Here is a 23,013-nt window from a genome sequence, read left to right as displayed (position 1 = left end):
CATAGGTACCCCCCATGATCCTCAGAAGTACTTAAAAATAGAATCATCGGTTGAAAACGTACGTTGGTCGGTGTTCGCCTACTCTCTATCTATTGCATTTTTTAGGTACCTGCAAGTGTTTGTTATTTTGTAGGCAGGTATTCAAATCAAGTCCTATAACATTCCATGAATAAGTTTTCCATTCTATTAGCCATTAGTTTCGCACTTACTGCTACGGCTTACGCCCAGGTACCCGGTTTTCCGGGCGGACAACCACAGCCAACGGTCATTCCAGGTACTTCCGACGATGTTTCTAAAGGAAACAGCAAAATCAGTGGCGTCTTGATCGACTCCGTTTCCAAACAACCCGTCGAATTTGCGGTAGTGGGTTTATGGAATCCCAAAACCAATCAGCCTATTGACGGTACCACCACCGACGATAAAGGTAAATTTGAAATAAAAGGCATTGCGGCGGGCAAGTACCAGCTTAAATTCTCCTTCATTGGCTACAAGTCATTTGACAAAGACATCGAAATTGGCCGCCGGGACAACATCGACCTGGGCAGCGTAACCCTGGCTCCGGACATCGTTCAGCTGCAGGAAGTAAACGTAGTAGGCCAGACCGAGCTCATCGAAGAGCGCGTGGACCGGCTGGTCTTTAACGCCGAAAAAGACGTAACCAGCCGCGGGGGCGACGCCACCGACGTGATGCGGAAAGTACCCATGCTCACCGTGGACCTCGACGGAAACGTATCACTCCGGGGTAGTTCTAACGTACGGGTACTGATCAATAACAAACCTTCGACGATCATCGCCAGCAGCGTGGGCGACGCCCTGCGGCAAATCCCCGCCGACATGATCAAAACCGTGGAGGTAATCACCTCGCCCTCGGCCCGCTACGACGCCGAAGGTACCGGTGGGATCATCAACATCATTACCAAGAAAAACACCCTGCAAGGACTTACGCTCGACATCAACAGCGGCGTGGGGAACCGGGGCGCCAACCTGGGCCTGAACGGTAGCTACCGCGTTGGGAAAATGGGCTTTACCCTGGGTGGTTTTGGCCGCGCCAACTACAACGTAAAAGGGGAAGGCGAGAGCATTCAGCGCAGCGTAGCCGGAGCTGCCAATCCTTTTTCGATCCAGCAAAATTCTTCTTCCATGAACCAAGGGGCTTTTGGTCGCTATACGCTGGGCTGGGATTATGACATTGACAAAAATACCTTCCTGACGGCCAGCGTGCGCTACGGTACCCGCAACCAGTTCACGGACCAGAATATCAAAACCCTTCAGACCTTCCCGAATAGCATCAACTCAACCTTCCGGTCGGTGGATAGCAAGGATCTGTCAGGTACCGTCGACATCAACGTTGATTATACCAAAACCCTTAAGAAACCCCAGCAGGAGCTGAGCATCCTGACACTTTTCAGTCGCAACAACCGAACCAACGACTTCGACGCGAGCATCCATAACGGGGGCTTTGGCACGGGGTCACTGCTCGACCGGGAGTTCAACCGGAACAGCAGCTACAACCAGGAAAGTACCGTTGAGATCAACTACCAGAGCCCCATCAAGAAAAACCAGCTGGTAGAGATGGGTGGAAAAGGCATCATGCGGCAGGTAAAAAGTGACTTTAACTTCACCAGCCAGCTACGCCCCGACCGCATCGGGAGCCTCAACTACGACCAGAACGTAGGCGCCGCTTACTTCTCCTATACCCTGACGACCAAGAACAAGTACTCGTTCAAACTGGGTACCCGCTACGAGTACACCGACATCAGCGGCGTAGAGCAGGGCGACACCCGGCTGGATATTCCCAACTACCACAACCTGGTACCCAGCCTGAACGTGTCCAAAACGCTCAAAGGCGGACGTACCGTCAAGGCGGCCTACAACCGCCGCCTGCAACGCCCCGGTATTCAATTCCTAAACCCCAACATCAACGACGCTAACCCGCAGAACATCACGGTGGGGAATCCCAACCTGCGTCCCGAGCTGACCGACCAGTTTGAGCTAAGTACCAGCTGGTTCAAGAAGTCGATTTACCTGAATTTCTCGGCCTTTGCCCGTAATACCAACAACTCCATCGAGAACATCCGGGAAACCCTGGAAGGCGGCGTGATCCGGACTACCTACGGCAACATTGGTCAAAAACAAAACTACGGCGTCAATATCTTCGGTAACATTACGCTCTTTAGCATATGGCAGTTGGGCGGTGGGGTCGATAGCTACTACGCCATCATCAATAACAACAGCTCCGGCTCTAACGCCGCTGCGCTGGGTGCTTCTAACGAGGGACTGGTGCTGAGCGGACGCCTGTTCACCAACCTCACGCTCAAAAACGGCTGGGGTATCCAGGGTTTTGGCTTCATGCGGGGTCGGGAAGTACAGCTGCAAGGGTACCAAACTGGCTTTGGCATCTACAGCCTGGGCTTCAAGAAAGATTTCAACGAGAAGCGGGGTAGTTTTGGTCTATCGACGGAGAACTTCCTGGCCAATACCTTCAAGCTACGCACCGAGCTAAGTACCCCTACGTTTACGCAGAGTTCGGTCAACGCCCTTTACAACCGTGGGGTCCGGGTGAACTTCTCCTACAAAATTGGTAAAATGTCTTTCAACGATCAGCCACGCCGCCGCAAGAGTATCAACAACGACGACGTGAAAAGTGGTGGCGATGGTGGTGGCGATGGTGCCCAGCCTCAGGCCGCCCCAGGTGGCGCTCCTGGTGGTGGCGGCGGCGGCGGACGCCCTCGCGGCAAATGATATTATACTAAAAGAGCTTTATTAAAAAAGTAAATGTTATCCTAGTAAAAAAGGCTTGCCGTTATACGGCAAGCCTTTTTCGTTTTCTAAGCGAGGTACTTTCTTTTACTGCTTCACGATCTTCTTCACCACCGTCCCCTCGCGCGTCACGATGTTCAGCAGGTACAAGCCCGGCGTTATGTCGGTAAGGGGTAGTTTTTCGGAAGCCTGGGTCGTTGACGTACGGCTTATGGTTTTACCGTTCAAATCGCGCAGCACAAACTCCACCGCCTGGCCAGCACTTAAATCTGCCAATGGCCCTTCGATCGTGATTTCGTCCCGGGCCGGGTTCGGGTAGCAGATCCACTCCTTGGCTGGCGTTGCCGCCGGTAGGTAGGCTACTTCGGCTCCCATCCGGGCGTTGGGCGGGGTACTTCCAAGCGATTTGATCTCAATACCGAGTATCATGGGGTCATTAAGGCTACGACCAAACTGCAACGTCAGGAACCCATCCGACACCTGCACCAGGTAGGTTTTTTTGAGGGCGTTTCTGAGCCCGGCTTCCGCCCGGATCTCGAAGTTCTGCGCTATCGAGCTTCCTTCCAGCGACATGTGGAATAACCGTTGGCTGCCGCTTACACTTTCATTAAAAAACAGATTCACCTCGTACCAGTAGGTACCTTGGTACACAGGGAAGTTCCAAATCATATCGCCTCCGCCCTGGCTATCGCGCCGAAAAGTCTCAAAAATGGCCGTCGGTGCTCCCGTGGTATTGGTACTTACCACCGTTACTCCCGGTACGCTAGCTGCCTGTGCCACGTTGGTATAGATGGAGGGGGTCGTCTGCGTGTCGGCGCTCCAGTTCATGCCCGTGTCGCTGATCTCGGGGCCACCGGCATTGACCCGGAACATGAGCGTAGGAGTAGAAGGCGGTACTGCGTAGACCTGCAGTTGCACGGCAATGCTATCCTTCCCGCCCGTCGGATCGGTCACCACCAGCGAGAAGGTGTAGTTCCCGACGTTGCCTTGGGGTGCCGCCGTAACCACAATCGTATCCCCGGTTTGGAAGGTCACAAAACTAGGTACATTGTAGGTCGTAAGGGTCAGTGAGTCCCCGTCGGGATCGGTCGCGATGATGTTGAAGGTACTTGTGCTGTTATTGGGCACGGACTGGCTGGCGACGGGGCTAAATACCGGCGGGTTCAGAAAAGACTCGTACGCGCCCGCATCGTACTTACCGCCCAGGGGCCGCGTGTTGCCGTCAAAGTCCTTCGTAATATTCCAGGTACTTACGTTGATACCCGCATTGACGGCGGGCGAATTGACGGTAAGGTGGTAGTCGCGCGTGGAGCTATTCACAAACTGGGCCGCCGCTACGGTACTTAGCTTGCGGTTGCCCTGGTCGTCGGAAGTAGCCCCGCTCATGTGGCCAATGTACGCATTGTTCTGAGGCGCAACCAGCAGATTATTATATACTTTCTTGTTTGTGCGGGTACCATACAGCCGGATCGACTCCAGCCCTGAGGTCACGATGGTATTGTGGGCAAGCAACAGGGTAGAGCCCTGCGCGGGTACGGTGCGGTCATCGGCAAAGATACCCATTCCGCCCACCGAAGCTATTACGTTATTGATTATACGCAAGCCTCCCTGATAGCCCGGCATTGAAAACCCATTTCCTGGCCCATTAATAACCAAATTACTATAACACACCCCTCCGGCACCTCCGCCAACTTGAATCCCATTGTCTTGAAACTGCGCAAAAGGATCTCGCCCGAAATTCGTTACCACATTATTATATACTTCCGCATCGGGCGTACAGGCCACTTGAATGCCATCGGCACCCGTACTATCAACCCGGTTTTCGTATACCTTCAGGCCATAGATTAAATGCGGGTATACTACCCTGCTTTGCCCGTTACAATTGATCGTAAATCCGTCGTAAGACGTGTTTCCAATGTACAGCCCCTCACCACCCGTATGGTGGATGTAGTTGTGGTGTACTTTGACGTCGTTCATGACAAAGTTGCTCCGCCAGGTCAGTGAGTCGCAGTTGGGATCGGTCTTGACCATGATGCCCGCGAAGCCCGTACCGCTCACTTCGAGGTGGTCTAGCTCCACGTTGGTACTTAAAGCACCTACCGAAACCCCACTCGCCGGGCCACCCGTAGCCGTAATCCGGATGCCGTAGGGATCGGCGCTACCGGTACCCGTTACACGAATGTACTTGGAGTTTTGGAAATCGAGCGCGCTGTAGTAAGTATTGTGCGCAATCGTAACGGCCCCGCCGCAGTTTTTGAACGTAATGGGCTGCGAAGCCGTGCCCTGAAAATTAAGGAAGCGTAGCAGACTGTAAGTACCTGCCTGGATACAAACTACCTCGCCGGGTTGTACCTGCATTTGCTGGTTGTTGTAAATACCGCTGGCCGAAATCGTACGGGTGCAGCCGCAGTTTTGGGCCCGTAGGGGCAATAGGCCCGCCCCCATCAATAGGAGCGATCCGAGGAGGAAAGATTTTTTCATACAATGAACGTTGAGATTAATTGTGGGTTAAAAAAATAGGGTACTCAATAGTGCATAGGCATGTGGGGACGATGTTAGTAAACGAATTTATTTAATCCAATTTTTACTTAAAATTTTAAAAAAATTCTAATTGTAAAATAAAGGCATAGGCTTCAATTTACCCTACCGGCTTCTGGTGATCTATGTTTGATACTACCTATGATCTTCGTCATTCTTTTACAACTTAGGTACCTATATTGTTCATTTCACCCATTCAGTAGTGGTTACATTATAACCCGAAAGATATATACATTTTTGAATGTTAAGTATATAAATGTAACTACACCTAAAAATATTTTTACGTATCCTGCCGAAGTACCTCCAATGGAGGTCGCGAAAGTACCCCCCGGCTATTGACCAGCCCCACCACGACCGTCAGCAGCGAGACCAACCCAAAGACCGCCAACACCGGTAGCAACGCGGGCGTGAAGGTAGTTTCAAAACTATAACGGGCTAAAAGCCAGCTACTCACCAAGGCCACCAAAATACCCGTAAGGGCCGCCAGCGATCCCAGGAAAAAGTACTCCAGAGCCGTGATGGCGAAAATCTGGCGGCGGCTCGCGCCCAGCGTGCGTAGCAGCACGCTCTCCTGCAAGCGCTGGTACTTGCTGATCAGTACCGACGCCACCAGCACCACCAGGCCCGTCAGGATGCTGAGCCCCGCCATAAACCGGATCACGAAGCCGATCTTTTCCAGGAGCTCGTCAATCACCCGAAGGACCAGACCCAGGTCTATGAGCGAGACGTTCGGAAACTGCTGCACCATGGCCCGTTGAAAACGGGCCGATACTGCTTCCGAAGGTACTCGCGTGAGCAGCACGTGAAACTGGGGCGCTTCTTCTAGTACCCCTTGGGGAAACACGACCAGGAAATTGGTACGTACTTCGTTCCAGTCGACCTCCCGCAGGCTTCGGATCACCGTAGGTACCTGCGCGCCCTGTACGTTGAAAGTGAGCGTATCGCCCAGTTTAAGGCGGTTGCGCCGGGCGAAGCCTTCTTCCAGGGAAACAGGTACCGCCCCGGCCGGGCCAGGGGCCGTGCCAACCCAGGTACCTTCCACTACCCGCTCCGAGGCTGTGAGCGAATCGCGGTACGTGACCCGGTACTCGCGGCCAAAAATTCGTCGCGACACGGCGCTGTCTTGCCGGGCGACGGCCGCCGTAGCGCCATTGACCGCCTCCAGGCGCATGTTCACAATAGGTACCAGCTGCTCGGTGGGCAAGCCGTATTGCTGGGCCAGCGTCCGGACGGCCTCTTTTTGACTATCCTGAATATCGAACAATACGAGGTTGGGCTGGTGGCCGCTCGTCGAGAGCGTGACCCGCGTAAGGAGGATGGTTTGTACAAAAAATAGGGTACAAATGAAGGCCGTACCCAGCCCGATGGTCACGATCAGCAGGGTGGTCTGGTTGTTGGGTCGGTAGAGGTTGGCCAGTCCCTGCCGGGCTACGTAGCTCCAGCCGTCGGGAAAAAAGCGGCGCACCAGCCGCATCAGCAAAGTACCGATGCCCGTCAGGACCAAAAAGGCAACGCCAATCCCTACCGTAAAGAAAGCCGCCTGCGCCAGGCTCCTGACCTGAAGGTAGGTAAAGCCATACACAAAAAGCACGATAAGTACGTACACAACCCACTGAGCCAGCCCTTGCCGCGGCCGGGTACTTTCAAACGATACCCGCAAAGCGTAGAGCGGCGAAATGGCCCGGATGGACAGCAGCGGCAGTAGCGCAAAGAGAACGGAAATCAGAATACCCAGCCCTACGCCCTGCCCCACGGCCGACCAAGAGATGCCGGTAGTGAGGGTAATGGGCAAAAAATCCTGGATGATGACGGGCAGTACCTGCTGGAGCAAAGTACCTAGCAGCGCGCCCACCAGCGCACCGATCGCCCCCAGCGCCGTGATTTGAATAAGATAAATAAGAAAAGCCTGCGACGCCTTTACGCCCAGGCAACGCAAAATAGCAATGGAATTGAGCTTTTCGCGCACGTAAATATGAATCGCACTCGCTACCCCAATGCATCCCAGCAGCAGCGCAATGAAGCCCACCAGCGACAGAAAACGGCTCAGATCTCGAAATGAGCGACCGGTACTTTCCTTTTGGCTTTCGACGGTGGAGTAGTTGAGGTCTTCCGCGTCGAGCCGGGGCTCCAGGGTTTTGAGCAGGGCAGGTAGATTTACCTTCCGGTCAAACTGGAGGTAGTAGAGGTAGTTGATCCGGCTGCCCTTCTGCAGCAGGCCCGTGGGCTCCAGGTAGCGCATCGGGATGTACACCGAGGGAGCCACCGTGCTGGTGAGGCCCGTCTGGCCGGGGGCTTTTTGCAAAATACCGGCAATCCGGAACGTCACCTCACCTACCTTGATGGAGTCGCCCACCTGCGCTTCGTACTGCAGCATGAGGGTTTGGTCTACCAGCGCTTCCTGCCGGGTCCGGAAGGTACTTCCGGCGGCAGCGGGGGTGGTCTCCAGCTCTCCGTAGTAGGGGTACTCGCCCGCCAGGGCGCGGATCTGGGCCAGGCGTGAGCCTCCGCTCCGCACAAAGTAAATCATCGAGGCAAAGCTCCGCTCCTCCGAACGGCGGTTAGCCAGGGAGTCGAGCCGCTTTTGAAGCGCGGGGCTCGCGGGGCGGTTGCCCGAAAGGCGCAGGTCAGCCCCGAGCAGGCTGGCGGCTTGCTCATCAATATTCTGCCGCAGGTTGTCGCCGAGGGCGTAGATCGCCACCAGCGCCGCAATGCCCAGTACCATCGACGACACAAACAGCAGCATCCGCGACCGGTTGCGGCGGCTGTCGCGCCAGGCCATGCGCAGCAGCCAGCGGAAGTTCAGGCCGTCCTTAGGATTCATCGGAAATGAGCTTGCCGCCTTTCATGTTGAGAATACGCTGCGTCTTGGCCGCCAGGTCCAGATCGTGCGTCACCAGCACCAGCGTAGTACCGGCCTCGCGGTTGAGGTCAAAGAGCAGCTTCACCACCTTTTCGCTCGTTTCGGCGTCGAGGTTGCCGGTAGGTTCGTCGGCAAAAAGAATGCGGGGCTGATTGGAAAAAGCCCGCGCCAGCGACACCCGTTGCTGCTCGCCGCCGCTAAGCTGCGCCGGGTAGTGGTGGCCGCGGTCGGCCAGGCCTACCTTGTCGAGCAGCTCCAGGGCCCGCGGACGGATATTTTTTTCCTGGCGCAGCTCCAAAGGTACCATTACGTTCTCCAGCGCCGTAAGGGTAGGTAGTAGTTGAAAATTCTGAAAAATGAACCCCACGTAGCGGTTGCGTACGGCGGCCAGTTGATCTTCGTTGAGCTCGTCCAGGCGGGTATCGTGCAGCTCTACGCTCCCCGATGTGGAGCGGTCGAGCCCGGCGCAGAGGCCCAGCAGGGTCGTTTTGCCGCTACCCGATGGCCCCACAATGGCCAGGGTAGAGCCCGCCTCTACCGAAAACGTAATATCGTCAAGTACCCGAAGATCCCGGCCACCGCTCCGGTAGGACTTACTGACTTGCTGCAAACGCAGAATGGTGCTCATGCTTGATGGGGAGGGAATGACTGCGGGAATAAAGACTTTATGGCTGATTGGTACGAAAGTCGCACTAAATTGTTAACTAGCTACCAAACTCATTTGCAACGCATAGGGTTCAAAAAATATCATCTTAAAACAAGCCGCTGTGAATTTTAAAACCAAAACTACCTACCTATCGATCTGGTTGAGCCTGGCGCTGGGTATGCTCCTGGCCTGTAACAACGATAAATCCTCTACCAACGAGGAAGCCTCCAGTACCTCCGCGCGCGACACAAGTACCTCGGCAAGTACCAAGAAAACGATTTTGTTCTTTGGCAATAGCCTCACGGCGGGCTACGGCCTCGACCCCAGCGAAGCTTTTCCGGCCCTGATCCAGGCGCGCATCGACTCGCTCAAACTACCCTATACCGTCGTGAATGCGGGCGTGAGCGGCGAAACCTCCGCCGGGGGCAACGGGCGCATCGACTGGGTACTTCGGCAACCGGTGGCAGTTTTTGTGCTGGAGCTGGGCGGCAACGACGGCCTGCGCGGCATTCCGCTCGAGGAAACCCGAAAAAATTTACAGGCTATTATTGATAAAGTACGCGCCAAGTACCCCGAGACGAAAATCGTCCTGGCGGGGATGCAGATTCCGCCCAACCTGGGCCAATCCTATACCCAGGAGTTTAGCCGCCTCTACCCCGAGCTAGCCCAAAAGAATAACCTCACGCTGATCCCCTTCCTACTGGAAGGCGTAGGCGGCGAGGCCCGGCTCAACCTCCAGGACGGTATCCACCCCACCGCCGAGGGCCACCGCCTCGTGGCCGACAACGTGTGGGAGGTACTGGAAGGGGTACTTTAGCAAAAGTACCTTCATTCCGTTTACTCCGAGCGCAGGGTATCGGCGGGGTTGGTGAGGGCGGCCTTGTACGTTTGGAGGCCAATGGTCAGCAGGCCAATAGCCAGGAGGCTTCCCAGGCAGGTCAGGAATACTCCGGGGCCCAGGCTGGCCCGGTAGGTAAAAATAGTCAGGAAAAGGGATCCCAGAAAGTACCCCAGCGGCAGCGCGATGGCCGCGGCAATGAGGATCATTTTTACGAAAGTACCCGACAACAGGCCCATGATCTGGGCAACGCTCGCCCCCAGTACTTTCCGGACGCCGACCTCCTTGGTTCTTTTTTCGGTGGTGTAAGTCACCATGCCGAGCAGCCCCAGGCTGGCAATAACAAACACGATCAGGATCATGAGCCCGGTTAGTTTTCGGTCGCCCCCCTGGCTATAATCGTCGTAGAGCTGCTCCTCGTACCAGGAATACACGAAGGAGTCGTGCGGCTGGTACCGCTTCCAGATATTAGCCAGCGATGCCGTCACGTGCTCTTGGTTGGCTCCGTCGGTAATTTGGAGCGAAAGTACCTTTATCTCTTTCGGATCATAGCCCAGTACCAATGGCGCGACGGGTAGTTCGTAGCGCATGAAGCAGAAGTTTTTCACTACACCGGCTACCAGAACTTCGGTTTGGTTCAGCAAAAGCGTTTGTCCCACTACCTCCTGAGGGTTATTCCAGCCCAACGAATTCACCGCCTTTTCGTTAAGTACCACAAAATGCACCGTTGTGTCGGCCGTCGGGGGTAGGTTGGTACCGGCCACAAACGTCAGCTGCATATTTTCGATAAAAGGAGCATTCGTGGCGTAGAGATACGTTTCTTTGGCCGGTTGCTCCTGGCCTGCCGGGCCCACTTTACGAAGCTCTCCTTTTCCGGCTGCTTCATTAAAAGGAGCTGACGTAAGTCCCACGCGCTCCACGCTCGCTTCTTTGCTCATTTCGTTGGCCAGCAAGCGGAAGTCGCTCCCGGCTGCCAGCGGAATATTCAGGATATTCTTGCGGTTGAAGTTCTGATTGTCGGTAGCCATGTATTCAAACTGGCTGTTCATGATACCCGTAAAAGTCATAAGCGCCAGTGCGACCACAAATTGGATAATCGTAAGTACCTTGCGAAAATTGACTTTTCCTACACTCACCGGAGCCAAGGTACCTTTAAGTACCTGTACCGGCTGGTAAGAGGCCAAAATCCGGGCCGGTAAGAAGCCCGCCAAAAGGGCTACTCCCAGCGTGAAGCCCAGGAAGGTGAGCCACAGCAGCTGCGGATTCAGCACTTCCCACGTCAGCCAGCGTACCTGCACGTAAGACTTCATAAACAGCAAGCCCAGGTACCCAACAACCAAGGCCAGGAAAGCCACAATGACGCTCTCTACCAAAAACTGATTGACCAACTGCCAGCGCTTCGCCCCGGCTACCTTCCGTACGCCCACTTCCCGCGCCCGGCTCAGTGAGCGCGTCAGGGTAAGATTGACGTAGTTGAAACTGGCCAGCAGGATAATGACCAACGGAATGAGCAAACTGACGCCGATTTTCCAGATGGGCTCCACGTAAGGATTGTTGAGCAGATTTTCAAAATCGGGAGAAATGTCCCCCAACGCCTGGCTCCGAAAGGCGTGTCCTTTGAGGTCTTTAACGTTCAGTCGCTGGTTGCTTTCCTGGGCCACTGCGGCCAGCGCCCGATCCAGCGCCTGCGGCGGGGTACCTTTAGTGAGGAGTACAAAAGTATAGGTGTTGTAGTCGAGCCAGCTGTCGGGCTGTCGCTCGGGGTGCAGCAGCGGGAAGGTAGCCATCGATACCACCATATCCGACTTGAGGTGCGTTTGATGTTTTCCTAAGGGCGCAAAAACCCCCACAATCGTGAAAGTACCCAGCTCCCGGTGCGTGAGCGTACGCCCCACCGGATTAGCCGTCCCGAAAAAGCGCTCGGCGGTTTCGTGCGTGAGTACCACCGTTCGAGGCTCCACAGCGGGCTTTCCGTGAGCCAGCTTAAAACCAAAAACCTCGAAATAGGCCGGGTCGGCGTAGAGACCGCTGGCTTGTAACGACTTGGCGCCATTGCTAAAACTACCCCCAAACGCCCGGATCACGCGCACCGACTTCTCAATGCTACTTTGCTCCTGCTTCAGCTTTTCACCCAGCGGAAAAGGCGTGGAAGCCAGGCTGTGCTTGGTGCCATCGGTACCGGTGGCGTCGGTGATGATGCGGTAGGTGCGGTCAGCGTAAGGATGAAAGGTGTCTTTTTCAAAACTACTCTGTACCTGAATGAGCTGCATGAAGCAAAACGCCATGGCCAGCCCTAAGCCTATCACATTGATGAATGAAAACAGCTTGTGCTTCCATAAACTGCGCAGGGCGATTTTGAGGTAGTTGAGTAGCATGGCGGCTTTGTTTAGTATGGAAGTCAAAAAATCAAGGTACTTTGGTAGAGGCTCAAAATATGTACCAAAAGAACTAGGAGCTCACTATCAGTATTTTATGAATTATAAAACGTTCAATTCCGGACAGGGCTACGCAAAAACGAACACCTCGGCCACCACTTTTAGTACCCTCCGCTTGCGCCCAAAGTGGTAGGTACCTTTGTTGCCGATGGCCAAAGTACCTGCTTGTCGAAAGTACCTCTTGAGGATTTTGAGGAGCCAAGCCACAGAAAATAAAAAGGTAGATAGACTTAGTAGAAATAGCTACTTGGCTTATTTACAAAGTACCTTTCCCAAGGGAATTCATGACTAAAAAGTCAGAAAGTACCCTTAAGAGCGCTATTGAAAGTACCTTAGAACTAGCTAAAAGGTACTTTTATTGGTGAATTTGTATAAAATATTCGGGATATTTTTGGTTTAAAAAGAGCAACTCTATGGCAACAGCAAGTACCCTCTGCATTATTGGCAGCTCCAATACGGATATGGTGGTGCGGGCGGAGCACCTACCCGCCCCCGGCGAAACGGTGATGGGAGGTACTTTTCTGATGAATCCCGGCGGCAAAGGAGCCAACCAGGCCGTAGCGGCCGCTCGCCTGGGCGGGCAGGTACAGTTTGTGACCAAGGTGGGTAACGACCTTTTCGGGCGGCAGGCCATCGAGCAGTTTCAGCGCGAAAAAATAGACACCACCTACGTGCTCGTTGACCCGGATCTGCCCTCCGGCGTGGCGCTCATCAACGTAGACGCGCGGGGCGAAAACTGCATTGCCGTAGCGCCCGGTGCCAACGCCAGCCTACAAGCCGCCGACGTAGCGCCCGCCCTGGCAGAGTTGCCGGCTTCTGCCCTGGTACTTCTGCAGCTGGAGATTCCGCTGGATACGGTCGCGGCGGCCATCCGGCAAAGCCACGCCCAAAACCTGCGGGTGGTACTTAACCCGGCTCCGGCGCAGGTACTTCCACCCGACTTACTCCAGGGCCTCTACCTCATCACGCCCAACGAAACCGAAGCTGAGCTACTAACGGGCCTTCCGGTACGCGACGAAGCGTCGGCCCGGCGTGCCGCCGAGTGGCTGCGGCAGCAGGGCGTCGACAACGTCATCATTACGCTGGGTGCGCGGGGTGTATACCTACTGACCAATGATGTGTCCCGGATGATTTCCGCCCCGGCGGTGCAGGCCGTCGATACCACGGCCGCCGGTGACTGCTTCAACGGCGCGCTGGTCGTGGCCCTTTCCGAACAACTACCCCTGGACGAAGCCGCGGCTTTTGCCTGCCGGGCCGCCGCCATCAGCGTGACCCGCCTGGGCGCGCAAGCCTCCATGCCCCAGCGCCAGGAAGTAGATCAGGTACCCTTTCTTGCTCATCCTAATTCATAAACCCTATGTTCATCATTGAAAACTACAGCACAGCGGTTATTTTCTGCGTAGTAACCATGCTTTGTTGGGGCTCCTGGGCCAACACCCAGAAGCTCGCCGCGGGTACCTGGCGCTTCGAGCTATTTTACTGGGACTACGTCATTGGCATCGTGTTGCTCGCTAGTATCCTGGCTTTTACCGCCGGAAGTACCGGTACCGAAGGCCGCCCCTTCCTGGCCGACCTACGCCAGGCCAGCGGTAGTGCCATCGGCCAGGCCATGCTGGGTGGGGTCATCTTCAACGCGGCCAACATCCTGCTGGTGGCGGCCATTGCCGTAGCGGGCATGTCGGTGGCGTTTCCGGTGGGCATTGGCATTGCGCTGGCGTGGGGGGTGGTGGTCAACTACCTCGAAAACCCCGTGGGCAACGCTTCGCTGCTGTTTCTGGGCGTGGCGCTCATCGTGGCCGCCATCCTGCTCAACGCCTACGCTTACCGCCGCACCGCCAGCCAGGCCGGTGGCGTATCTACCCGTGGCCTACTGCTTTCGGTGGCGGCGGGGGTACTGATGGGTTTCTTTTACCGGTTTGTGGCGGCGTCTATGTTTCCCAACTTCACGGTACCCGAGGCCGGAAAGCTCAGCCCCTACACGGCCGTTTTCTTTTTCTCGATAGGGGTACTTTTGAGCAATTTCCTGTTCAACTCCATCCTCATGAAAAAACCCATCGAAGGCTCGCCCGTAAGCTACGGGCAGTACTTCCAAGGTACCTCCCGGAACCACCTGATGGGCATACTGGGTGGGGCCATCTGGTGCCTGGGCATGAGCTTCAGCATTTGGGCTTCCGACCAGGCTGGTCCGGCTATTTCGTACGGCCTGGGGCAGGGCGCTACCGTGGTGGCCGCGCTTTGGGGCATCCTGATCTGGAAAGAATTCCGGAATGCGCCCAAGGGTACTTCCCTAATCCTGAACGCCATGCTGATCTGTTACATTCTCGGGCTAGGTACTTTGATCGCCGCCCGCTAACTTTTTTCTTTAAACTACCCCATGAAATACCTACTCCTCGGCGGTCTATGGCTCGTGCTGCTGGCCTGCGCTTCGTCCGGCCAAACGAAGAAAACTGCCGCTTCGAAAACCAGCAAAATTCGGCTCATCATCGACACCGACGCCAACAACGAGCTCGACGACCAGCACGCCCTGGCCTACGCATTATTTAACCGACAGGTCTTTGACATCGAAGGTATTACGGTCAATAGCACCCGCAACGGCGGGAACATCCAGGGCCACTACGACGAAGCCGTGCGGGTACTTCAGCTGTGCGGAGCTTATGGCGACGTGAAGATTTACAAAGGTGCGCAAGGCCGCTACGCCGACATCCAAAACCACCTAAACGAAAGTACCTACGACGGCCATGAAGCCGTTGACTTCATTATTAAACAAGCCCGCGCCAACGACGCCCGCCCCTTGGTACTGCTGCCCATCGGGAAGCTCACCAACATAGCGCTGGCGCTGAAAAAAGCCCCGGATATTGCGGACAAAGTACGGATTGTATGGCTGGGCTCTAACTACCCCGACCCCGGCGAGTACAACCTGGACGACGACACAACCTCGGTGAATCCGGTGGTGCACTCGGCGGCGCCTTTTGAAATGGTGGTAGTGCGCAATGGCAAGCCCAGCGGTACGGCGGCCGTGCGGGTCACCCCCGCCGACGTGGAGGCCAACATCAAGGGGAAAGGCCTAAAAGTACCTCGCCCTGTAACCGGCCGACACGGCAACGCTTTCACCACCTTCGGCGACTACGCCGTCGACCTGTTTTCGCACATCGACCTGCACGGCAGTCCGCCGTCGCGCGCGCTGTACGACATGGCCGCCGTGGCCATTGTGAAAAATCCGACCTGGGCCGACCGCACCGAAGTACCCGCCCCTACCCTCACCGGCAACCGCTGGGTACTTCCCACCAACAACCCGAAGAAAATAGTGATCTGGGAGAATTTTAAAAAGGACGAGATCCTGGCCGATTTTTACCAGTCTTTGGCCAATCCTCAGTAGGCATCAACATAATATCCGTCCCTAAGCATCGAATTTCCTTCCTTAAGGTATGCTCATACTTCACTCGTTTTACAAGTACCTTTACTCTCATGCTTATGGCTAATTTTTTCTGTACGAATGCTCCTTTACTCCACTTATCTTTTTGCTATTTCTTTCCCTCCATGAAGAGCGAAGGTTCTAGGGGGTACTTTCCAAATAAGGATGAATCGTAGTCGTACCGCTCCCAGTCTTCTATTTGGGAGGTATTATATTCCTGAATCGCTATTTCAGAGAAGCCCGCCGCTTTAAATACCTTAGCCAGTGAGATCCGGTCGTAGAGCCAGCGATTGCGCTCATTCTGGATTTCTACGTCCAGGCCCGGCGATAGCCTGAGAAGTACCCGCCGTACTACCGCCCAAACGAGCTTTTGCATTCTGAAAACAAGAGGAGCCGGGGAGCCATCAAAATAGGTAGGCCGACGGGGCGAGTCCATGCTTTGCTTGTGGTTGGGATCTACCACAAAATTCAGCGAATCGCCATTTAGATATTTCAAGTAGGTTTTATCTACGTTATTGGCTCTCAGTACCTCAGCCATACGGCCTCCCGATTTTTTACGTACGGCTTGGTCGATCACGTTCAGGCACGACCACTCGTAGCGGAAATCCTGCCGGGCATCGGTTCCTTCCTGATCAAGAACATCCAGCTGCTGAACGTACTCCCGGGCAAAAAATTCCAGGTCGGGGGTAGAGATGCGGCAAATTCCACCGGGCTTAAGTACCCGGTGCAGTTCTCTCAGCGCGTGAATGCCCTCCTCATACGAGAGATGCTCAAAGACATGGAAGCTATACACAGAATCAAAGCAATGGTCTGGGTAGGGAAGCTTGCCCTTTAGGGAGCTATTGGTTAAATGGGGCTCTTTGGGGTAAGGCAGTGCGGTGAATCTCAACAAGTTCCATTCGCCCGCTAGCTTCCTTCGCTCCTCATTAAAGAATATACTTTCTGTTCTCCATACCAAGAGATTGGATTTACCGAAGGGATTTTTAATCAGCGACATAGATTATAGGCTAGATTGGCAGATTTCTAAGAAGCGACGAGCGAAGTTTTTAAGGCCGTCAATATTTTTGCGCTCTCCCATTTGCTCACGCGCCGGGTCAGCCCTCATAGGCAGCGAATCCCAGTGCTGATCAATCAGCTCTGCTAACTCAGAGGACGAATGAGGATCAAAGAAAAAAGCATGGTCGGGCTCTTGCTCCAGGTGCATGGGCGTGCGCGAGACAAATACGGTTTTACCCAATCCCCGGCAGTCTTCGAGCAAGGCGCTCCAGCCTTCAAACAACGACGGCTGAACGATGGCTCTGGCGCCTCGCATCAGTTGTACTTGGTCCTTGCGCGGCAGCAGGCCCAAGATACGGATTTCTTCCTCGAGGCCCTGCTCGTGAATGAAGTTTTTAAGGCTGTCGGCGTAGTCTGGAAAACGGAAATCGTGGAATGCTCCCGTACATACAAGTACCACCGGTTTTCCCTGCTTTTTAAGTTTATGAATGGCTTCAAAAAGCATGAGATGATTTTTGTGTTTCCAGAATTGGCTCGGAAACATCAGGTAGTTTTCGGGTAAATTATACTGCTCTCGGTAGACCTCCGGATCTTCTTTCCGCCAGTTATCGCCCAGGTACATACAAAAAGGAAGCAGTTCGAATTTGTTTTTTGCCTTAGGAGCTAACCTACAGGCATCGTTGTAGCTGAACGGGTTACTCACAATAATTTTATCCGCTTTCCGGGCCATCTTTTTAAATAGCCATGATCTCATAAACCGTTCAGAAGAAGAAAAAAACTGAGGTAGGTGGAGATGCTGAAAGTCTGGAATCCAGCATACGAGCCGGGCAGAAGAATGTGTTTTGGAGAGCAGTCCATTGGCAGGAAAAATGACATCTACTTGATTGGATTTCAATAAGATAGGCAAGTTATTTTCCGGAAAGAAGGGACGTTTATTTCGGCGCCATCGTTCTACGGCCGCCAGGCTTTTTTTCAGGATAGGAAAGCTTGTCCCAAAATAATAGTCAAAGGGGTACATGCCTTTGACTAGCGCCGAAACATCCTGATAAGCCGCAGGATGATGGTCTTTTTCGTGCAGAAACAAAGACGTTTTATCTTTTCTTTCGGCATCAAGTAATGATTGTCCAACGAGCAGGCTTTGGATATAGAGTCTACCAGCTATCCAATTACTACTACCATAACCAATAATACCTACATGTAGAGGGTCTGTCATACTTTTGTTTAATAAGCAGCTTTGTAATTATCATTCTCTGCTTACCCACAAAAATAGAATAATTAGGCAATGTTTAATCCTAATATTGAGCCAAAGATTATTTCACCTATCAAGGAGCGTCTCGGAGAAAGAAGATATGCCTTGATAGGTGAATTTGAACTTACTTTTCCTGCTCGCTGAGCATAGATACCTCCACACTATTGGCGTTAGGCGTAAACTCCAGCGTACGGATGGGAAACGGAATGCTGATGTCGTGAGCGTCAAAAGCCGTTTTGATGGCTTTGATGGCTTCGCTTTTGGCCAGGGGTGGACCCGCCTTGGTTTGGTCCAGCCAGAACCACAGCAGAAAATTGATGCTGCTGTCTCCGAATTCGGTAAAGTGCAGCTCGACCGGCTTATCCGTACGGACAAAGTCCAGGGCCACTACGGCGGCTACGGCCACCCGCTGTACTTCCGCCAGGTCGTCGCTGTAGGAAATACCGCAGTCGATCTGCATACGTCGCTCGCCCGACTTGGAGAAGTTCTTGATCGGGTTCTGAAATATTTCCTTACTGGGAATCTCTACTTCCTGACCAGCGAAATTGTCAATAATGACCGACCGTAGATTAATGGATTTCACCTTGCCAAAATAATCTTTCGTTTCGACCACGTCACCAATGCGGATGGGCCGCTGCAAGGCAATAAAAGTACCCGAGATGAAGTTGGAGGTAATGTCCTGAAACGCAAACCCAATGGCCAGCGCAATAACCCCGGCCCCGGCCAACAGGGAAGTCACGGTTTTGTCCAGCCCCAGAATACCCAGCGCAAAGAACAGCCCGACGGCGACGATGACTACGCGCGTGAGCGCCGATACCAGGTTGACGAGGGAAATATTGTGTGACATCCGTCTCATCATGCGGGTAACAAACCGCCGGGCGTACTTGGCCAGAAAACTAAACAAGACGACGACCAGAACCGCCAGGATGAAGTTGGGTACCAGCGAGAGGGCACCTTTGTACCATAGGGTCAGTTTATTAATAATAGGGGTAATGAATTCCGAAACGGGCAACCACATAGTGCTTCAGTTAATGTAAAAAATCAAAACTTCGCTCTGTATACTACCAACCATATGCCTTTATGGTTCTCTGGCGTCTGGTATTTAGCCCTAGAATTGAGCCACTTTTGCCAATTCCTCAGGCTAAACTGTTATCTTTGCCGTATCAATAGCCCATCCATTTTTTTGTAGTAAGATATGAAATTCGGAGTAGTAGTTTTTCCTGGTTCCAATTGTGACGATGATACCGTTTTTGCGCTTCAACACAACCTGGGGCAAGAGGTAATCAAATTGTGGCACAAAGACCACGACTTGCAAGGGTGTGATTTCGTTATCCTGCCCGGTGGGTTTTCCTACGGAGATTACCTGCGTTCAGGGGCAATCTCCCGCTTCTCCCCCATCATGAACGAGGTGATTCAACACGCCAAACGGGGTGGCTACGTAATGGGCATCTGCAACGGTTTCCAGATCGTTTGCGAAGCCCATTTGCTGCCGGGCGTACTGCTCCGCAACATCGAGCAAAAATTTATCTGCCGCAATATTCACCTCAAAGCCCAAACGAACCAGTCGTTGCTGACGGCAGGGTTGGATCAGGAACGTGCCTACCGGGTACCCATTGCACACGCCGAAGGTAGGTACTTTACCGATGCGGATACGTTGAAGAAACTCAACGACCAAGAGCAGGTACTTTTCCGCTACTGCGACGCCCAGGGAAACGTAAGCGAAGCCGCCAACCCCAACGGCAGCCTGGAAAACATCGCGGGGATTTGTAACGAAAGCCGTAATGTATTCGGCCTAATGCCCCACCCCGAGCGCGCCGCCGACGAAGCGTTGGGAAATACCGACGGCAAGCTCATCCTGGAGCAGGTACTGAATGTACTCGTGTAAGGTACCCTTCCACGTACCCTGCTAAAACAGAAACGCGGGCGACCTTTTGGGCCGCCCGCGTTTCTGCTTGTCGATGATGAATAAAATCCTTTACCGAAGATCCACTACTTCCACGCCGGGGTATTGCTTAGGGTTGAAAGCAAAATGGCTATCGGCCACGTTGACTTCGGGCTCAAAATTGTCGACCCGGTAGGTCACTTGTTGTCCGCTTTTTTGGGTAATTTTCCAGCTTTTGATGGACTTATCGTTTTTATTAACCCGAATCTCCACCTTCGCTACCTGGCTATTTTTTCCCGTAGGTTGTAGCTCTACTACTTCGTAGGTTTGAGCGCCTTCCTTTACTTCCTGCACAAAGCGGTACTTAAAGCCCTTCTTGTACGCGGTATAGATCTGCGTAGGGTTAAGGTCACCGGTTTCGCTGGGGTCGAAGTCTTGCAGGTTTACTTCGTTGGTTTCCTTGATGTAGGTCGCCATGGTACTTCCGTCGTTGAAGATCTCTTGTCCGGCCATTTTCAGGCGAAACTTCGTGCCTTTCACCGTGGCGTCCCCTTTCATGGATTTGCCTCCCTCGGGACTATAGGTAAATTGCGCCCGAAACGACTTCATATTCTTGTACTTATTGCTCATCGCATCCAGAATCTCCGCCGCTTTTTTATCATTCTGCGCCTGGGTTGGCTCCACCATGACGGCCATTGCTCCCACCAATACCAGCATTAAAAAAACGATTTTACTTTTCATGTGTATGTAAATAAATAAAAGATTGATTATGGTTTTCTGTATAACACGGGGTAGGTACTTCCTCATTCGCTCCGTTGGACTACGCCGCCTGCCCAAAGTTTAAACGCAAGTACCCCTTGGGATGTTTCAGTCCTCTCGGAATGGCCATGAAGTACCTTAGGCAATCCCCAGCGACCGCAGGTGCTGCTCCAGACTTTCCAGATCGTGGAAAAGTACATCCCGTGCCTTGCTTCCTGTAAAGGGCCCTACGATGCCCGTGATCTCCAGCTGGTCCACGATGCGTCCCGCCCGGTTGTAGCCCAGCTTCATTTTTCGCTGGATGAGGGAGGTACTTCCCTGCTGATGTGCCACCAGTAGGCGGGCGGCTTCGCCCAGCAGCGGGTCAAAGTCTTCGGCATCCAGCTCGGCGCGTCCTTCACTCGCTTCGTCGCCCTCGTATTCGGGCAGGGCGTAGGCGCTCTCATAGCCCCGCTGGCTGCCAATAAAGTCACAAACATCTTCGATTTCGCGCGTATCGATGAAGGGACACTGCAACCGGATAATGTCGGAGTTGATGGCCAGCAACATATCCCCCTGCCCTACCAGCTGCTCGGCTCCGCCGGTGTCGAGGATGGTACGGGAGTCGATGCTGGAGGTTACCCGGAAAGACAACCGCGCCGGGAAGTTGGCCTTGATCAAACCCGTGATCACCTTGACCGAAGGCCGCTGTGTAGCCACCACCAGGTGGATGCCTACCGCCCGCGCCAGCTGCGCCAGGCGCGCAATAGGCGTCTCTACTTCCTTGCCGGCGGTCATCATGAGGTCGGCGAGCTCGTCGATCACCAGCACAATGTAGGGCAGGAACCGGTGGCCTTTCTCCGGGTTCAGGCGCCGCTGCACAAACTTCGCATTGTACTCTTTCAGGTTCCGCACGGCCGCTTCTTTCAGCAGGTCATAGCGTGAGTCCATCTCGATACAGAGCGAATTGAGCGTATAAATTACCTTTTTGGTATCGGTAATGATCGCTTCCTCGCTGTTGGGTAGTTTGGCCAGGTAGTGCCGCTCGAGTTTGTTAAACAGCGTGAGCTCCACTTTTTTGGGATCTACCAAAACAAACTTTAGCTGGGCCGGGTGTTTTTTGTAAATGAGCGAAGCCAGGATGACGTTCAATCCCACCGACTTGCCCTGGCCGGTAGCTCCGGCCATGAGCAGGTGAGGCATCTTGGCCAGGTCGACGATATGAATTTCGTTCGAGACCGTTTTGCCCAGCACGATGGGCAGGTCGTAGGTACTTTTCTGAAAACGCTCACTACCCAATACCGAGCGGATGAAAACCGTCTCGCGGTTTTTGTTAGGTACTTCAATACCAATGGTACCCCGCCCCGGCATGGGCGCGATGATGCGGATACCCAGAGCCGCCAGACTCAGCGCAATGTCTTTTTCCAGGTTCTGGATTTTAGAGATACGTACCCCCGCTTCGGGTACTATTTCGTAGAGCGTTACGGTAGGGCCAATGGTCGCTTTGATCTTGGCAATGTTGATTCCGTAGCTCTTCAGGGTCTCCACGATGCGCTCCTTGTTGCTTTCCAGTTCATCCTGCGACACTTTCTCCTGATGGTTATCACTGATTTCGTTCAGCAAATCCACCGTCGGGAATTGGTACGCGGGGAGGTCGATTGTGGGGTCGTACTGCCCGAATTCCCGCAGTACCCGCTCGCTGATGTCATCTCCTTCGGGTTCCTCTTCTACGGGCAGCAAAGGTACTTCCTCTACTTCCAGCTCCAGGCGAAGTGCGTTCGCGGGAGCTATTTCTAGCTCGGGCTGAAAGGGTACTTCCAAACCTACCACGGGTGCGGGTGGTACTTGCTCTTCCTCCGGGTCGAGCACGTCCTCGTCATCATCGTAGGTATCTTCCATCACGGCCCGCAGACTGGTCAGTGCAGGGGCTGGTTTTTCTTCCTCCTCTTCCACAACTACGGTCGTCGGCCCGGCGGGCTCGGCATCTACCGCAGTCTCCAAGGGCGAGGAGGTACTTTGTCCCCAGCGCTCGGGAGAAGATACATTATAGAAATACACCACAAATACGAACAGCACGAACACAATGACCAGAATACTACCCCAGCGTAGCAGATCGAAAAGTAGCGTATTGACTTCGTACCCAAACCCTCCCGACAAAAAGCTCAGGCGCTGCTCGGTCCCGCTCATGAGCACAATGTACCCCATAAGGACACTGATCCATAAAGTATAGAAAACGATTTCCTGGGTAGTGCGCGCCAGCGGCAACGGCTCCGTTCCGAAAACCAGCTTCCAGCCCGAGAAGAAAGGTACCAGGGGCAACGCCAGGGCCGCTACGCCAAACCAGCGATAAACGAAAATCTGCGATGCCGTCGCCCCAAAAAGTCCCAGCAGATTTCGGGTCTGACGGCCCACGTGACGCACGGGCTCCTCACCCAGCGCGTCTACGACGCTTTGGTCAGCGGTGCCGGTAAAAATATACGAAAGAAAGGCTATTTCCAGTAACAAGCCGAGCAGCATCAGGAAAGTACCCCAGGCCAGAATGCTCTTCGGGCTGGATACAATTTGTCTCCAGTCGAACGATAATTGGCCTGCCGCTTGGTTTACCTTCGGTGCTTTCTGTCGATGCGTGTTTCCTCGGGGTGGCTTTTCGGACATTACG

Annotated in this window: 16 protein-coding genes; 6 read left to right on the top strand and 10 right to left on the bottom strand. The window is 53.9% G+C overall.

The annotated features are described in order from the left end of the window. Nucleotides 1–165: 165 nt before the first annotated feature. Nucleotides 166–2,742, top strand: coding sequence for a TonB-dependent receptor (locus HNQ92_RS16070; RefSeq protein WP_184175067.1), 2,577 nt, complete (start codon nt 166–168; stop codon nt 2,740–2,742). 105 nt (nt 2,743–2,847) lie between these two features. Here the strand turns inward: HNQ92_RS16070 and HNQ92_RS16065 are convergent, their stop codons facing one another. The 3 genes from HNQ92_RS16065 to HNQ92_RS16055 all read right to left on the bottom strand — a co-directional run bounded on the left by HNQ92_RS16065 (nt 2,848) and on the right by HNQ92_RS16055 (nt 8,786). Further along, nucleotides 2,848–5,241: a right-handed parallel beta-helix repeat-containing protein gene (locus HNQ92_RS16065; protein WP_184175066.1), complete on the bottom strand. Its 2,394-nt coding sequence runs from the start codon at nt 5,239–5,241 to the stop codon at nt 2,848–2,850. 337 nt (nt 5,242–5,578) lie between these two features. Continuing rightward, complete coding sequence (locus HNQ92_RS16060) at nt 5,579–8,119, bottom strand: ABC transporter permease (RefSeq protein WP_184175065.1); 2,541 nt, start codon at nt 8,117–8,119, stop codon at nt 5,579–5,581. Beyond that, nucleotides 8,109–8,786 carry an ABC transporter ATP-binding protein gene (locus HNQ92_RS16055; RefSeq protein WP_184175064.1) on the bottom strand — a complete coding sequence of 226 codons (678 nt, stop codon included), beginning with the start codon at nt 8,784–8,786 and terminating at the stop codon, nt 8,109–8,111. Before HNQ92_RS16055 ends, HNQ92_RS16060 begins: the two co-directional genes overlap by 11 nt. Before the next feature lie 139 nt (nt 8,787–8,925). Between HNQ92_RS16055 and HNQ92_RS16050 the strand changes: the two genes are divergently transcribed. Next, on the top strand, nt 8,926–9,621 hold the full coding sequence (locus HNQ92_RS16050; protein WP_425504291.1) for an arylesterase: 696 nt from the start codon (nt 8,926–8,928) through the stop codon (nt 9,619–9,621). 20 nt (nt 9,622–9,641) lie between these two features. On the opposite strand, the gene HNQ92_RS16045 is transcribed toward HNQ92_RS16050, so the two are convergent. Further along, nucleotides 9,642–12,044 (bottom strand): ABC transporter permease, encoded by a 2,403-nt coding sequence (locus tag HNQ92_RS16045; RefSeq protein WP_184175063.1) that lies wholly within the window; start codon nt 12,042–12,044, stop codon nt 9,642–9,644. Between the two features lie 102 nt (nt 12,045–12,146). Next, nucleotides 12,147–12,284: a hypothetical protein gene (locus HNQ92_RS16040; RefSeq protein WP_184175062.1), complete on the bottom strand. Its 138-nt coding sequence runs from the start codon at nt 12,282–12,284 to the stop codon at nt 12,147–12,149. Nucleotides 12,285–12,490: 206 nt separating this feature from the next. Between HNQ92_RS16040 and rbsK the strand changes: the two genes are divergently transcribed. From rbsK to HNQ92_RS16025, 3 genes are read left to right on the top strand one after another with little or no spacing between them, the layout of a single operon-like run. Then, nucleotides 12,491–13,429, top strand: coding sequence for a ribokinase (gene rbsK, locus HNQ92_RS16035; protein ID WP_184175061.1), 939 nt, complete (start codon nt 12,491–12,493; stop codon nt 13,427–13,429). A gap of 5 nt (nt 13,430–13,434) precedes the next feature. Then, nucleotides 13,435–14,430 carry a GRP family sugar transporter gene (locus HNQ92_RS16030; protein ID WP_184175060.1) on the top strand — a complete coding sequence of 332 codons (996 nt, stop codon included), beginning with the start codon at nt 13,435–13,437 and terminating at the stop codon, nt 14,428–14,430. 21 nt (nt 14,431–14,451) lie between these two features. After that, complete coding sequence (locus HNQ92_RS16025) at nt 14,452–15,453, top strand: nucleoside hydrolase (RefSeq protein ID WP_184175059.1); 1,002 nt, start codon at nt 14,452–14,454, stop codon at nt 15,451–15,453. 145 nt (nt 15,454–15,598) lie between these two features. Here the strand turns inward: HNQ92_RS16025 and HNQ92_RS16020 are convergent, their stop codons facing one another. From HNQ92_RS16020 to HNQ92_RS16010, 3 genes are all read right to left on the bottom strand, one after another. Continuing rightward, on the bottom strand, nt 15,599–16,486 hold the full coding sequence (locus HNQ92_RS16020) for a class I SAM-dependent methyltransferase (RefSeq protein WP_246440248.1): 888 nt from the start codon (nt 16,484–16,486) through the stop codon (nt 15,599–15,601). A gap of 3 nt (nt 16,487–16,489) precedes the next feature. Beyond that, nucleotides 16,490–17,698: a glycosyltransferase family 4 protein gene (locus tag HNQ92_RS16015; RefSeq protein WP_184175057.1), complete on the bottom strand. Its 1,209-nt coding sequence runs from the start codon at nt 17,696–17,698 to the stop codon at nt 16,490–16,492. A gap of 160 nt (nt 17,699–17,858) precedes the next feature. Continuing rightward, nucleotides 17,859–18,752, bottom strand: coding sequence for a mechanosensitive ion channel family protein (locus HNQ92_RS16010; protein WP_184175056.1), 894 nt, complete (start codon nt 18,750–18,752; stop codon nt 17,859–17,861). Nucleotides 18,753–18,929: 177 nt separating this feature from the next. On the opposite strand from HNQ92_RS16010, the gene purQ reads away from it, so the two are divergent. Next, nucleotides 18,930–19,619, top strand: coding sequence for a phosphoribosylformylglycinamidine synthase subunit PurQ (gene purQ / locus HNQ92_RS16005; RefSeq protein WP_184175055.1), 690 nt, complete (start codon nt 18,930–18,932; stop codon nt 19,617–19,619). Nucleotides 19,620–19,709: 90 nt separating this feature from the next. On the opposite strand, the gene lolA1 is transcribed toward purQ, so the two are convergent. Next, nucleotides 19,710–20,357 carry an outer membrane lipoprotein periplasmic chaperone LolA1 gene (lolA1, locus tag HNQ92_RS16000; protein ID WP_343063008.1) on the bottom strand — a complete coding sequence of 216 codons (648 nt, stop codon included), beginning with the start codon at nt 20,355–20,357 and terminating at the stop codon, nt 19,710–19,712. Nucleotides 20,358–20,513: 156 nt separating this feature from the next. Beyond that, nucleotides 20,514–23,009, bottom strand: coding sequence for an FtsK/SpoIIIE family DNA translocase (locus HNQ92_RS15995; protein WP_184175054.1), 2,496 nt, complete (start codon nt 23,007–23,009; stop codon nt 20,514–20,516). Between the last annotated feature and the right edge of the window lie 4 nt (nt 23,010–23,013).

Origin of the sequence: Rhabdobacter roseus, from assembly GCF_014202275.1 — a bacterium.
GTDB classification, from domain to species: domain Bacteria; phylum Bacteroidota; class Bacteroidia; order Cytophagales; family Spirosomataceae; genus Rhabdobacter; species Rhabdobacter roseus.
The sequence above is the reverse complement of the archived record's forward strand: the minus strand, read 5'-3'. Positions and strand labels throughout refer to the sequence as shown.

What these genes read in the sequence shown, in the direction of transcription:
- HNQ92_RS16070 (WP_184175067.1), top strand. Translation starts at nt 166, where the DNA reads ATGAATAAGTTTTCCATTCTATTAGCCATTAGTTTCGCACTTACTGCT.
- HNQ92_RS16065 (WP_184175066.1), bottom strand. Translation starts at nt 5,241, where the DNA reads ATGAAAAAATCTTTCCTCCTCGGATCGCTCCTATTGATGGGGGCGGGC.
- HNQ92_RS16060 (WP_184175065.1), bottom strand. Translation starts at nt 8,119, where the DNA reads ATGAATCCTAAGGACGGCCTGAACTTCCGCTGGCTGCTGCGCATGGCC.
- HNQ92_RS16055 (WP_184175064.1), bottom strand. Translation starts at nt 8,786, where the DNA reads ATGAGCACCATTCTGCGTTTGCAGCAAGTCAGTAAGTCCTACCGGAGC.
- rbsK (WP_184175061.1), top strand. Translation starts at nt 12,491, where the DNA reads ATGGCAACAGCAAGTACCCTCTGCATTATTGGCAGCTCCAATACGGAT.
- HNQ92_RS16030 (WP_184175060.1), top strand. Translation starts at nt 13,435, where the DNA reads ATGTTCATCATTGAAAACTACAGCACAGCGGTTATTTTCTGCGTAGTA.
- HNQ92_RS16025 (WP_184175059.1), top strand. Translation starts at nt 14,452, where the DNA reads ATGAAATACCTACTCCTCGGCGGTCTATGGCTCGTGCTGCTGGCCTGC.
- HNQ92_RS16020 (WP_246440248.1), bottom strand. Translation starts at nt 16,486, where the DNA reads ATGTCGCTGATTAAAAATCCCTTCGGTAAATCCAATCTCTTGGTATGG.
- HNQ92_RS16015 (WP_184175057.1), bottom strand. Translation starts at nt 17,698, where the DNA reads ATGACAGACCCTCTACATGTAGGTATTATTGGTTATGGTAGTAGTAAT.
- HNQ92_RS16010 (WP_184175056.1), bottom strand. Translation starts at nt 18,752, where the DNA reads ATGTGGTTGCCCGTTTCGGAATTCATTACCCCTATTATTAATAAACTG.
- purQ (WP_184175055.1), top strand. Translation starts at nt 18,930, where the DNA reads ATGAAATTCGGAGTAGTAGTTTTTCCTGGTTCCAATTGTGACGATGAT.
- lolA1 (WP_343063008.1), bottom strand. Translation starts at nt 20,357, where the DNA reads ATGAAAAGTAAAATCGTTTTTTTAATGCTGGTATTGGTGGGAGCAATG.
- HNQ92_RS15995 (WP_184175054.1), bottom strand. Translation starts at nt 23,009, where the DNA reads ATGTCCGAAAAGCCACCCCGAGGAAACACGCATCGACAGAAAGCACCG.